Origin of the sequence: Fibrivirga algicola (assembly GCF_011742925.1) — a bacterium.
GTDB classification, from domain to species: domain Bacteria; phylum Bacteroidota; class Bacteroidia; order Cytophagales; family Spirosomataceae; genus Fibrella; species Fibrella algicola.
Window position 1 is genome coordinate 18,436 of record NZ_WAEL01000007.1, and the last position, 13,504, is coordinate 31,939.

The 13,504-nt window shown below is 54.2% G+C and carries 9 protein-coding genes; all 9 read right to left on the bottom strand.

Translation table 11 applies throughout. The features are described from left to right. Nucleotides 1–67: 67 nt before the first annotated feature. A complete protein-coding gene (locus F7231_RS18355; protein ID WP_085414177.1) occupies nt 68–3,199 on the bottom strand; it encodes an efflux RND transporter permease subunit in 3,132 nt (1,043 codons plus the stop codon). Between the two features lie 99 nt (nt 3,200–3,298). Beyond that, nucleotides 3,299–4,354, bottom strand: a complete 1,056-nt coding sequence (locus tag F7231_RS18360; RefSeq protein ID WP_085414176.1) for an efflux RND transporter periplasmic adaptor subunit — start codon at nt 4,352–4,354, stop codon at nt 3,299–3,301. A gap of 23 nt (nt 4,355–4,377) precedes the next feature. After that, nucleotides 4,378–5,739, bottom strand: a complete 1,362-nt coding sequence (locus F7231_RS18365) for a TolC family protein (protein ID WP_085414175.1) — start codon at nt 5,737–5,739, stop codon at nt 4,378–4,380. A gap of 57 nt (nt 5,740–5,796) precedes the next feature. Continuing rightward, on the bottom strand, nt 5,797–6,267 hold the full coding sequence (locus F7231_RS18370; RefSeq protein ID WP_085414174.1) for a MarR family winged helix-turn-helix transcriptional regulator: 471 nt from the start codon (nt 6,265–6,267) through the stop codon (nt 5,797–5,799). A gap of 191 nt (nt 6,268–6,458) precedes the next feature. Beyond that, nucleotides 6,459–8,522, bottom strand: coding sequence for a glycoside hydrolase family 3 protein (locus F7231_RS18375; protein ID WP_166693001.1), 2,064 nt, complete (start codon nt 8,520–8,522; stop codon nt 6,459–6,461). Between the two features lie 197 nt (nt 8,523–8,719). Continuing rightward, on the bottom strand, nt 8,720–10,075 hold the full coding sequence (locus F7231_RS18380; RefSeq protein WP_229370105.1) for a sulfatase-like hydrolase/transferase: 1,356 nt from the start codon (nt 10,073–10,075) through the stop codon (nt 8,720–8,722). A 297-nt stretch (nt 10,076–10,372) separates the two neighbouring features. Continuing rightward, entirely contained in the window at nt 10,373–10,879 is a 507-nt protein-coding gene (locus F7231_RS18385) for a Dps family protein (RefSeq protein WP_085414171.1), read from the bottom strand. Between the two features lie 36 nt (nt 10,880–10,915). After that, entirely contained in the window at nt 10,916–11,515 is a 600-nt protein-coding gene (locus tag F7231_RS18390; RefSeq protein ID WP_166693002.1) for a hypothetical protein, read from the bottom strand. 85 nt (nt 11,516–11,600) lie between these two features. Further along, a complete protein-coding gene (locus tag F7231_RS18395) occupies nt 11,601–13,397 on the bottom strand; it encodes a thiamine pyrophosphate-dependent enzyme (protein ID WP_166693003.1) in 1,797 nt (598 codons plus the stop codon). Nucleotides 13,398–13,504: the final 107 nt, after the last annotated feature.

Here is a 13,504-nt window from a genome sequence, read left to right on the forward strand (position 1 = left end):
CCGTATGAATGCAAAAAAGCCGACCCATTCAGATGGGTCGGCTTTTTTGCATTTGCGATCAATCGATTTAACTGATTGCCTTGGCAACTTCAAGCTCCTGCGGTTTTTGAGGAATCACTTTCTTCTTCGTGAACCGGGCAATAAGTCGGTCAACAACGAGGTACGTGGATGGTACCACAAACAAGGTCAGCAACATAGACGACGTTAAGCCACCAATGATTACCCAGGCCATGCCGTTCTTTGTTTCGGCGCTGGCACCGCTCGCCAGGGCGATGGGTAACATACCGAAGATCATCGCCAGAGTGGTCATCAGGATAGGGCGTAACCGCTCTTTACCCGCCTCGAGCAAGGCCTCGACGACCTCCTTACCTTCAGCTTTCAGTTGGTTGGCAAAGTCGACGATCAGGATAGCATTCTTGGCTACCAGACCGAGCAGCATGATCATACCCACAATGGCAAATACGGTCAGGCTTTCCATAGTCAGGGCCAGCGCCAGCAGGGCACCGATCAGGGCGACGGGAATCGAGAAAAGTACTACGAATGGGTACACGACGCTTTCGTAGAGGGCCACCATGATGAAATACACCAGCAGAATGGCAATACCCAACGCAAGTCCCAGGCTACCGAACGCGTCGGACTGTTGCTGTAACTGACCGAGGTACTGAATCGATACACCTTCAGGCAGCTTCTCTTTACCCATCTTCGCCTGAATATCGGCACCCACGGTACCTACCGGCCGGCCAACGACCTGCGCATTGATGGTGATCGACGACAGCCGGTCGATGCGCTCGAGCACGCTTTCGCCCACCTGCTCCTGAACCGTAGCAAACTGCGACAGTTCGAACGTTTTCCCCTGGTTGTTTACGAACGTCAGCCGCGACACGTCGGCGGCCTGAGTGCGGTCAAACTGATCGAGGCTCACCAGGATGTCATACTCGTTACCGTTCTGTTTGAACTTCGACAGGTCGTTACCCCGGAAGGCGTTTTGCAAAGCAATACCCACGTCGGTCGCGCTGATACCTAACTGAGCCATTTTGTCGCGGTTCAGGTTGACCGTTACTTCCGGTTTTGGATCCTTTACCGAGTATTTCACGTCCTGCGTGCCGGGTACCGAAGCTGTGACCTGTTTCACCAGTGCGGCGGCTTTCCGAATGTCGGCCAGGTTGGTGCCTTTTACCGCAATCATGATGGGTGCCTGCGAGGCACCGACAATGCCGACGGGGGCTACTGTTACCCGAACACCCGGAATCTGGCTCACTTCGTTTTTCAGCATCTGCCCAAACTGTTCGGTCGATAGTTTGCGCTGCTTTTTGTCGATCAGCTTCACGTTCAAGTCAGCGAGGTTACTATTGGCCGACGTACCCAGCCCGGTGCTGCTGTAGCCAATATTGCTGAATACGTTGGTCACTTCCGGGTGCTTCATGATGATCTGCTCGGCCCGTTGGGCTACGGCGTTCGTCTGATAGATAGACGCCGTAGGGGCCAATTCGATCTGCACGCTCATTTCGCCCTGATCGCTCTGGGGCATAAAAGCCGCACCGATGAAGCCTGCCGGAACGAGATAGATAGACCCGATAAGCATAGCGATCACCGACAGGAAAATGTACCGTTTGTGGCCCAGTGCCCAGACCAGGACGCGGCCGTAAGCGTTGGTTAAGCGATCAATCATCCGCTCAAATCCTAGGTTCAGTTTACCCCAGAGTGTGTTTGGATTTAAGACTTCGATTTTGCCGAAGCGTGAGGCCAGCAAAGGCGTTAAGGTGAATGACACCAGCAAGCTCATCAGCGTTGAGAACACGACTACCAGCGCAAACTCCCGCAGGATGTTCCCGATCAGGCCGCCGGTCATGGCCAGGGGCACAAACACCACCACGTCGACAAGTGTAATGGCCAGGGCCGTGAAGCCAATTTCGCTCCGACCATCGAGGGCCGCCGTGCGTTTGTCTTTGCCCATTTCGAGGTGGCGGTTGATGTTTTCCAACACCACAATCGAGTCATCGACCAGGATACCCACCACCAGCGAAAGCGCCATCAGCGTCATCAGGTTCAGCGAGAAGCCCATCAGGTACATCAGGGCGAACGTCGGAATCATCGATGAAGGCAGCGCGACCAGTACGAACATGGCCGACCGGAAACTGTGGAGGAATAACAGCATCACCACCGATACGATCAGAATGGCAAGGCCCATGTCGAACACCACGGCATCGGCCGAAGCCAGGGTATAGATCGACTGGTCGGACGCGATGTTGAATTTCAGGCCCAAATTGGCGTATTGCTTCTCCAACTGGGTGATCTTTACCTGCGCCTGCTGGCTCACCGATACGGCGTTGGCGTCTGACTGTTTCTGTATCTGCAAACCAATCGACGGCTGTGCGTTGATGTGGTTGATGGCCGTTGGCTTGGTGCTGGCGTCAACCACTTCGGCCACGTCTCTCAGCAGTACCTGCGAGCCATCTGTCCGGTTGGCAATGATCAGATCGCGCAGGCGATTGACGGTTTGTACCGAGGCGTCGAACCGGATCGAGTACTGCGATTCGCGCGTTTCCAGCTGACCCGCAGGGTAGCTGGCGTTGGCCGCGTTGATGGCCTGCGATACCTGGCCGATGGATACGCCGTACCCGCGAAGCTTCTCGGTGTTTACATTCACCTGAATCTGGCGTTCGTTACCACCGATGATGTTCACCTGCCCCACCCCCGATACGTTCGAAAGCTGCGGCTTGATGTCGTTGTTGATCAGGTCATACAGCGCCGTGGGCGACATGTTGGCGGTAACGCCCATCCGCAGCACCGGGATCTCATCGGTCGAGAACTTGTTCAGAATGGGCCGGTCGGCAGCGTCGGGCAGCAAGTTCAGGATCTGCTCAATTTTACGTTGGGCGTCTTGCTGGGCCAGCGTAGTGTTCACGCCGTTTTTCAGCTGGATAATCACGCTTGATACGCCTTCCTGCGAGGTCGACGTCATGCGGTCGAGGCCTTCCAGCGCCGACAGCGCATCTTCGATTCGCTTGGTCACGTTGGTCTCTACCTCATCGGCCGAGGCACCCCGGTAGACCGTGGCTACGCTGATCACGTTGGCCTCGAACTTGGGCAACAGATTATAGGAAAGCTGCTTATAACTCAGGAAACCGAACAGAATCAGAACGGTAAAAATCGTCGTCACCAGCAGCGGCCGTTTTACGGCTATTTCGGAGATTGACATGGCTTTTTTGGGATTCGTAGTTCGTAGTTTGGCGTTTGTGGTTGCGCTGCACTCCAACGGAACGGTGATTCAGCAGCGCAACATCAAACCTCAAACGCTTTATTTAGTGATTTGCACGGGTTTGCCGTCGCTCAGGTTCAACTGGCCGGTGGTTACCACCTGGTCTCCTGCATTGAGGCCGCTTAGGACTTCGATGGTGTCGCCGAAGTCGCGGCCAACGGTGATGGTACGGCGCGCTACTGCGTTGCCGTTGATGACGTAAACGTATGGATTCTTGATGCTCTCGACCAGGGCTCCACGCGGTATCTGAAGTGCTCTCTGGTTCGATGGCTGCGAGAAATCAGCATTAACGAACGTACCTGCTTTCAAACCACCCGCATTATCGATCGTAATTTCTACGGGGTAGTTGTGTTCAGCAGAGCCTTGTGGGGCGATGTAGGAGATACGACCGTTGAATGTTCTGCCGGGAAACACACTGGTTGTCACCTTCACCGTCTGGCCTGTGCGCAACCGATACACATCGCTTTCATTCACGGGCACTTCTACTTTCAACCGGTTTACGTCGAGTACCCGGCCCAGCACCTTACCCGCCGTAATAAATTCACCCGGCTCAATGTCCTTTACCACAACCTGACCGCTGATGGGTGCTTTCACGTTTGCATCGGCAATCTGCTTCTTGATCTGCTCGGCCTGATTCACCGCGTTTTCGTAGTTGTACTTCGTTTCGTTCACCTGCAATTCGGTGGTCGCATTACCGGCCAGCAGTGTGTTGTAACGGGTTACATCTTTCTTCAGCCTGTCGATCGACAGTTGGGTCGCCTCGAGCGACAGTTCTTTCAGGCGGTTATCCAGCTGAACAAGCACAGCCCCCTCCCGCACCGAAGAGCCCAGGTTGAAGTTCACCTTCGTTACTTTCCCGGCGGTAGTCGCAATTAGTTCGGCTTCTTTGAACGGAACAAGATTGCCGGTCTTTACGAGTTGCTGGCTTACTGTTCCTTCCACTACGGGGGCCACCGTAACTGGTATCGCCACGTTTGCTTGCACGACCGGCTGCTTCTGGGCATCGATCGTTTTCTTGTTGGAAGCCAGCCGAAACCCAATCAGGGAAACAACGGCCAGAATGGCCACCACGACAAGTAAGGTTGTCTTTTTCATGATCTATAAATCGGTTGTACTGATCAGAGTTGGTTGTAGAAAGTGAGGAGTTTGCCCTGCGATTGCTCCAGGTCAAGGCGTGCCTGATACAGGTTAATGAGCGAATTGATGTAGTTGGTCCGGGCTTCGCGGTACGAGTTATCGGCGTTGATCAGGTCGGTCAACAACTTGGTGCCCTGCTTGTATTGCAGCGTGGTGATGTTGTAGACCTCCTGCGCCAGCTTTACGTTGCGATCGTCGTTTTGCAGGCTGGTTTGTGCCCGCTGAATCTGCGATTGAGCGCTGTTGAACTGAAGCTGGTAAGCCGAGGTGTTCAGTTTCTGTTGCTCCTGCTGGGTGAGCACGGTCAGCCGCTGCTGCTTTAGCCGCGAATCGCGCTGGAACCCGTCGAAAATGGGGATGTTCAGTCGAAGTCCCACACTACCGAACCCGACGAAGTTGGTAAACAGCTGGTCGATTGTCTGCGCGCCCAGGTTCACCGTTCCGTAGTTGCCGGTCAGGCTCAGTGTGGGCAGGTAACCGGCTTTAATCCGCTGAAACTGCAACTGCTGCAGGGCAATATTGGCTTCCGACTGTTGAAACGAAACCAGTTGTTTTGGGTCGAACGGCTCATTGTCGAGCGTAGGTAGTTGGGTCAACAGCGTCGAATCAGTCAGCTCCAGGGGTTGATCCTGCGGCATGCCCATCTGGTATTTCAGGCGGTTCAGGGCCAGGTTGCGGTCATTCTCGGCCAGCGTCAACTGCGACTGTGTGCTGTTGTAGCTAACTTCCGTGCGGGTGTAGTCGACTGGCTGGATCACCCCGTTGTCGCGCTGGAGTTTCAGGATGTTGAGCACCTGCTGGGTACGTTCCAGGTTATCGCGAAGGAGAGCAATCTGCTGCTGGGCCACAAACACCTGGTAGTAGTTGCTGGCAATGTTGTAGATCACGTCTTCCTGCGTCTGCCGGGTGTTCAGCGCGGCCAGTTGCTGGTTCGGCTTGTTGGCTTTTATACCGATCAGTAACGCCCGGTCGAAGATCGGTTGCGTCACCTGGGCCGTCAGGTTGGTCTGGTACTTCTGACCGATGATAAAGACCCGTGGTTCAGGCCCAAATACCCCTGCCGGAATCACGCTCTGCTGGAGTTTCAGGTTATCGGTGGTGGTTCCGGTGGCCGACACCTGAGGTAGGTACAACCCAAGGGCTTCCCGCGCCTGCTGATCGGCTGTCTGAGTTTGGTACTGAGCAATGCGCACGGTCCCAAAATTCTTGAGGCCATACTCAATGCAATCTTTCAGCCGAAAACCACCCGGTGCAGGTGCTGTCGGCTGTGGCTGTGCCTGAGCCCATCCCTGGGGAGGGAACCAGAGGGCAAGACCTAAGCTAAGTGCAATTAATCGTTTCATAAATACAAAGGTTGATGTATCTACAGTAGACATATCAACTAATTAATCAAAAAAATATTACTTGTCTAGTAGGGCAATGATTTTGCGGGTGGTATTCAAAAAGGACTGCTGTTCTTCTTCAGACAGTTGGCTCATTACGTGTTGATCCAGCATTTCGGTCGTTTGAATGGCTTGCTCGATAATCATCTTACCAGCGGGGGTAAGGCGAATCAGATTCTTCCGCCGGTCAATGTCATCAGGAACAACCCGCAGGTACCCGTCACGCTCTAAAGTGCGAATGGAACGCTGAATGCCCGATTTATCCTTTTGAAGCATATTGGCAATGTCCTGTTGGGACAATAGTTCGTCACCAGCAAAGTAGGTAATGAACAACACCGGAAACTGCTCGATCTGAAGTGTGAAGCCCAGGCGGGTAAGTTCGCGATTTGCCTTTTTGGCCATCAGGTGACCTACGTGGCTAATCATAAAGATGGATTGTGAACCCATCCGTTCGGCAAACTTCGTCCGAAGCGTATTTTCGTCAATCATGAGGCAAATGTAAAACTGGTTGCTATATCAACCAATAGAGTTGCCGAAAAGTTTTTTTGACGATTATATGTTTTGTACAAAAAAGCGCAGCTAAAAACGGGTGGATAAACTTTGCCCAATGGCGTACGGCGCTGCGAGTCGGGCCGGTAGACAGACCCGTAACGCTGTACGCCATTACGCAAAGCTACTACTTAATAGCTGATGCCTTCGTCGTATTTAAACAGGCCGTAGGTAGGGCCTTCCTTGTAGCCCGGTACGTCCTCCAGCTGATTACGGACAGCCGCTTCGGAGATGGGTGTGGTGAACGGCATCCTGCCTGTTGGCTTGACTTTACCCGAAACAATATCGAGCACCGCGTCAAGCGTAGTGCCAAACGTAGCCAATACGCCCGGAATATGTGGTCTTGTGGTCTGGTTATACACCTCGTCGATCACCCACGGATTGGTGTAGTTGATCGCCAGGATCGTTGGCTTTTTAGCGGTCAACGAATTGATATACGCAATATCGACGGCGTTTTTTGACAGCGACAATTCGAGAGGTGATCCGTCTGAGGCGAAGAGTGATTTTCCGGAAGGCAGCAACCACAATAGGATGACGTCAGCCTCTTCGGGCGTTTTAACAAATTGGAGACCTGTTTTGCTGTCGGTGGGTTGGTATACGTCCCCCTGGCCCATTGGCGCGGTGGCCGCCCGTCTGGCGTATGTTTCAACGTAGATCTTTGTGGCGGGCTTCAGCGGAAGTGTTTTTGCATCGTTGCGGAGAAGCACGATCGACTTGCGCAGCGCTACATCGGCCCGCGCCTGAAAGGCGGCACTGCCCGCCAGCTTCTCTGCCGCCTCAACGTCGACGTAGGGGTTCTCGAACAGGCCGAGTTCAAATTTCTCGTTCAACAGCCGCACAACCGAATCGTCGATGAGGGCCATGCTCACCTGCCCTGATTTTACGGTCTCGAGCAGATTGGCCGGGTCAGCGGTACCCGAGTAAAGGTTAACGCCTGCTTCGAGCGTGCGTTTATACCGTTGGCTAATAGTCAGGTTTTCGGCACCCCAGGGCATCATTTCAATGGGACCGGTATCGGAGTTGATGATGCCGTTGAACCCAAGTTTTACGCGCAGCAGGTTATGAATAATCGGGCGGTTGTATGCGTAGGCAATGGGCTCGTAGTCGGTACCTGTAGGCATGGAGTAGTAAGGCATAATGGCCGACGTACCAGCGGCAATAGCGGCTTTGAACGGTATCAGGTTCGTCTGAAATTGGCCGCCCGGAAATACCTCTTCCTTGCCCCAGTCAAAATGGGGGTCCTGGCCTGCCTTACCCGCGCCGCCACCGGGAAAGTGCTTGGTGGTCATGGCTACGGAGGTGTTGCTCAGTTTCTTGCCCTGAAAACCGAGCACTACTTCGGTAATCATCTTCGCAGCCCACTCGGCATTCTCGCCAAAGGTGCCGTCTACGCGTTGCCAGCGGGGTTCAGTGGCGAGGTCAGCCATGTACATGTAGCCTTTGCGGAGCCCAACAGCGGCCCATTCCTGCCGGGCAATGTCGGCAAATTCGCGGGTCAGTTTCAGGTCGCGCATGGCGGCCAGACCCAGTTCGCCAGGCCAGGAAGAGAACGCCGTTTTGCCGACGCTGGTGCCAATGGCCGCGGCGGCCGTGACGTGGTTGCGCGGGTTCGAGGCAACAATGGCCGGAATGCCCAGCCCGTCGCTCTCACAGAGTGCCTGCAACTTGTTAGCCCATTCAGCAGTGATGCGCGCGCTGACATTGGCCCGGAGAATGAAATGACGCAGGTGGAACTGGGTGACGGCTTTGGTAGTCCCGGCGGCATTCATCAGCGGCGTTGGTAATGGCTTGCGCGTGAACATGTTCGTGTTCGTCGACAAGTCCGATTCGTTGAAATCGCTGGTGATCGGCTCTTTATTTTTCGGGGCCTCAAACGACCAGTCGTTTTTGAGTCGAGTGGTACTGATGAGCATAAACCCTACTTTCTCCTCTACCGACATTCGGGCTACTAAGTCCTTGCTGCGCTCTTCAGCTGGTAACCGCCAGTCTTCGTATTTATCGAGCTGCCCGTTTCGGTTTAAATCCTTGAATGAGCGCTTATCAACAGTGATGATTTTTGCCGATCGAACACCCAGTACAGGCTGTTGAACAGACGACTTCGACTGAGCCTGTCCGTCTGTTACCGCAAAGGTTACTAGCAACAGGCAGGTAGCAATGGCAAAACGACTAACGTGGTTTTTGGAGTGGTGACTCATCGTTGTACGGGGGTTAGCAGACCAGTTCTCCGGGTACGTTCCAGCTACCCAGTTCGCGAGCAGAAAACGTACCTGAAGAATGCTGGTAGAAGTAGAATTGCCAGAGCAATTACTCAACCAAGGCACAGTAGCAAGGGTCCTTAACTTGGTTGACTGCTGACCAAAAGCTAACACTACATACAGAGGAGCCTGACTCGCTAGGGCGCAAGCTTGGGCAGAGAAGATCGCCAGGCGAGTAGCTGCGTTTTCATCCGATCAACCACCTGACTTTGTTGACTGGAAAGGTCGTTATTCTCCGATGGGTCCGCTGCTAAATCGTATAATTCGACACCGGAGCCGTTGTCATTAACCAGCAATTTCCAGTTGCCCTGCCGCATGGCCAGATTTGGGCTTTTGTGGCGGGCAGCCGGGTATCTGAATGATTCGTTGTTTCGACCGTATTCCCAGAATAGGGGCTTTGAGCGGGTACGTGGTGTGCCGATTAGTGCAGCAGCCATATTTTCACCATCACCTGAGCTAGTCCCTTTTTGGCCTGCCAGACTTACAAAGGTCGATAGTAAGTCTGTTGCGCAGAGCACCGACCGATTGTCGACCACGTTTTTCGGGGTTCGGGCCGGATAACGCACGATAAATGGCATTCGAATACCGCCTTCGTACAGTGAAAGTTTGCTGCCCCGGTACGTACCCGACCGCTTGCCCTCGAACGTGGGTAGTGCGCCATTGTCGCTGGTGAAAATGACCAGCGTGTTGTCATCAACGCCCAACGCTTTGAGCCCCGCCATCAGCCGCCCGATCTGGACGTCGAGATCGGCCAGCACTGCTTTGAATTCGCGGGGCTTTTCCGTACCCTTCGGAAACGCGTCGAGCGTTGTCTCGTCAGGCACCCAGGGCGTGTGTACATCGTCGGGCCAGAGATTAATGTAGCAGGGTTTTCCGGGGTTCCGTTTCAGGAAAGCAAGCGTTTTGTCTACAAAGTAGGCGGTACGATTCCAGCGTTTCACACTATCTGACCTGGCCCAGATCCAGTTGGTCGAGGTAAGAAGCGGGTCGGGGTTGGGGCTTTCCCAGGTGCTGGCGTAGTCGTCGAAACCGTACTGAGTAATGGCGGGGGCATTCGTCACGTCGCGACCACCACCCATATGCCATTTGCCGAAGTGCGCTGTAGCGTAGCCTGCCGCTTTAAGCTGGCGGGCCACCGTCGGTGCCGAGGCATCAAGGAAATCGGCCTGTTCGCAGGTGCGGTTGTGTTTGCGTTCGGCGAGAAACGAAGTGATCCGCCACTTACCCGGAGCCATACCGGTTGTCAGGCCTACCCGTGAAGGCGAGCAGATCGGTGCAGCGCTGTAGTAATTGGTGAATTTAATGCCTTCGGCCGCCAACCGGTCAATGTTTGGGGTAGGCGCGAACGTACCGCCAAAGCAGCCTACATCAGCAGAGCCCATATCGTCGATCAGAATCAGGATGATGTTGGGCGACCGCTTAGCCTGAGCAGGCTTTTCGACCTGAATGGTTGCCACCAATGCTGTGAGTGAGCAGAGGCTGAAAAGTGCCAAGAGGAATTGTCGTACGTTGAGCATCATCCTGAATCAAGTAGGTTATCTGAAAATTACGTCGCAGCAGCAAGGGATACCCCAGACTGACGGTAGCTGGCCCCGACTCAACCTACAAAGACGAGTTAGCGGACTTACTAATGAACAGGCCGATCAAAGCCATCGAACGGACTCCGCTCACACACAACGTCCCGTAGCAACATAGGATCGGCCAAAACCAACACTGTGTTGCTACGGGACGTACCTGGGGGTATTCGGTGCCCACTACGAAGTGGGCCGGACGGTGCAATCGGCTGGTAACTAGTCGATTTCGCGAGTCGCTTCAAAGAGGAACCAGGCACGGCGCTCGGTTTCATCGATATATACTTCCAGCAGGCTGGCCGTAGCTACATCGCTGGCGTTGTCGCAGTCTTCGTGGGCATCACGCATATTTTTGGCCATCGCCTTGTTTTCTTCGAGCAGGTCCGTGAGCATGTCGATGGGGGCCACGAACGCCTTGTCATTGTCGTTGACCCGTTGCCGCTTGCCAATCTCAGCTATTGAATGGATGGTGCGTTCACCCAGTTTTCGAACCCGTTCGGCTAGTGGGTCGATAGTGGCAAAAATCTGTTCGGCCTGTTCGTCGAGCAGCAGGTGATAATCACGGAAATGCCGACCTGACATGTGCCAGTGGTAATTCTTGGTCTTTACGTAGAGCGCAAATGCGTCGGCGACCAGTGCATTCAGCACATCGGCCAGATGCGCGCGGTCAGATTCCTTTAGGTCTGAGGGTGTATGGAGCAGTTGCTCCTTCTTTGTTGTAGGCATTATTATCGAGTTTTACGTGGTTTTTATGTGTCTTTTTTATGACTTAGCCTGTTGGGCTTCGTCTATGTCAACGTCGGCTTTCAGTTGACGGACCAGTACAAGCAGCAACACGCCCATGGCCAGCGGAAATAATCCTGCGAACTGCATGGATCGGTCGTTGAAGGGCCGCTGAACCAGCATGAATGCGGTGCCGCCACCGAGTAGGGTGTTCAAGAAATGGAGAATAATAACCGTCATGTCCTGACCACTTTCACTGTTGTCTTTCACGCCCAGAAATGTGTACAACGTGGCCACAAACTGCGTGATGGCGACAAGTACACCCCAGGCACCCAATAAGTTGTCGACGCCTTTAGTCGGATTACCTAAATAAAAAAGCACGCCGACGCCAAAAGCGATGTCAACCCAACCCGCGATCATAAACCAGTAATCTGGCTTGTTGATAGCCCGGCTGCTGCTCCAGAACCGCCGGGCCATCAGACCGGCTGACAGCAACAGCGCGCTGAGCACTACGAGTGATACAACTGATTGATGACTGCCAGTGAAAAACAGGACAGCGCCCAGTGCTGTCAGTAAACCAGCCCGCAGAGACAGCACCGGCCAGGGTAAGGTTTTCGATGATACAGGTGTCGTTGCCATGGCAAAAAGGTCTTACCAGATACAGAACAAGGCGTAGCATTGCCCAGGTGCGCTTGGTTGCAGAGCCATTGGTCTGTATTCAGTATCAAAGTCCCGGAATGAGGTTGAGCAGGCTGCGGCCTTTGGTGGCTACAGCTTCCTGATATTGATTGCTGATAACCGTTTTGATGATTTCACTTCGATCACGCTCTCCGCGCGCCAGCGCCTTGACAAACTCAACGGCCTGTACCGTCGTGATTTTGCCGGGCATGGGCGGTTCGTTCTGATCTACGATGCAGTCGACTACAACCGGGCCGTCGTGGGCCATCGCTTCGCGTACGATCCGGTCGGCATCGGCGGGGTTATCGATCGTGAAGCCGGTAGCTCCACAGGCACGGGCGTGCATGGCGAAGTCGATCGGTTGAATGTCTACACCATATTCGGGGTTTCCTTCCATCACGATCTGCTCCCACTTGATCTGACCATAGGCGTTGTTGTGGAAGATAAACACCTTGATTGGCAACTTGTATTTGACCGCCGTGGCCATCTCGCCCATCAACATTGTGAAACCGCCATCGCCCACCAGCGCCACGACCTGCCGGTCTGGGAACGCTACCGACGCGGCGATCGCATAGGGTAATCCCGACGCCATGGTCGCCAGCAGGCCCGAGGTCGAAAACTGCATCTCGCCTCTCAGCTGAATATGGCGGGCCACCCAGGTTGTGTTGTTGCCGCAGTCACAGGTGACAATGGCGTTGTCGGCGAGCAAGGGACTAACGGTGTGCGGGATCACCTGCGGCTTCATGGGCAGGGTATCCTGGGTGCCACGCTGCTGCATCAGCTCAGACCAATGGCCCATTCGTTCCTGCGCTGTTTCCAGAAAGCTGCGATCCGTTTTCCGGTCGAGCAGGGGCAGCAACGCCTGTAACGTAGACCGACTATCACCCAGTAGCCCCACTTCAACGGGTGTCCGTAGCCCTATATGCGAGGCGTCAAGATCGATCTGCACCGTTCGGGCCTGACTGGGTTTTGGGTAATATTCGAGGTAGGGAAAACGAGTACCAATCATAATCAGTGTGTCGCATTCCTCCATGGCATCCTGCGATGGGGCCGTGCCTAACAAGCCAACCCCACCCGTCGTGAACGGATGACCGTCTGGCACGACGTTCTTGCCTAATAAGGCTTTAATGATTGGCCCGCCCACCAGATCGGCCAGTTGAATGACCTCTTCACGAGCACTAAGCGCACCACGGCCCGCGAAAATAGCCACCTTCTTACCCGCATTGATCACGTCAGCTGCCCGCTGTAATTGATTCAGGGAAGGAGTTTGCTCATAACTTACTTTAGTGGCGCTGCTATGGTCAGGTACGTTCACCGACGAACGGGTGTCGTCGCTGGTCGTCCATTCCTGGAAATCTTTCGGAAAGGAAATGTGCGTCACTGTCCGCTGGCCAAGCGCGGTTCGAACCGCCTGATCCAGCACGTTAACGACATGATCGGGACCCATCACGCGTTCGTTATACTGGGCTACGTCGGCAAACACCTTCACCAGGTCAACATCCTGCTGGTAGAACGTGCCGCTGATATCGTGGGCCGCGTTGCCCGTAATAGCCAGAACCGGCTGGCAGTCGTACTTAGCATCATACAGGCCGTTGAGCAGATGAATGCCACCGCAACCCGATGTGGCCATGCAGACCCCCAGCTTGCCCGTGAATTTGGCGTAGGCACAAGCCATAAACGCTGCCGCTTCTTCGTGACGTACCTGGATGAGGCGGATCTTGTCAGCGTGTGTTCGCAGCGATTCATAAAGTCCGTTGATACCGTCGCCGGGTAAACTAAAAATGGTGTCGACTCCCCAATCCAGTAATCGTTCGACCATCAGGTCGGCTCCAGTTTTTGCCATGTTAGTGTCTAAAGCAGTATACGTGCGTACAATGTCTTCTAAACAACCGACATGACTCTATTTGGTTGGTAGTTTAAGTGGTTTATAATGTATTGCTGAGTGTATGG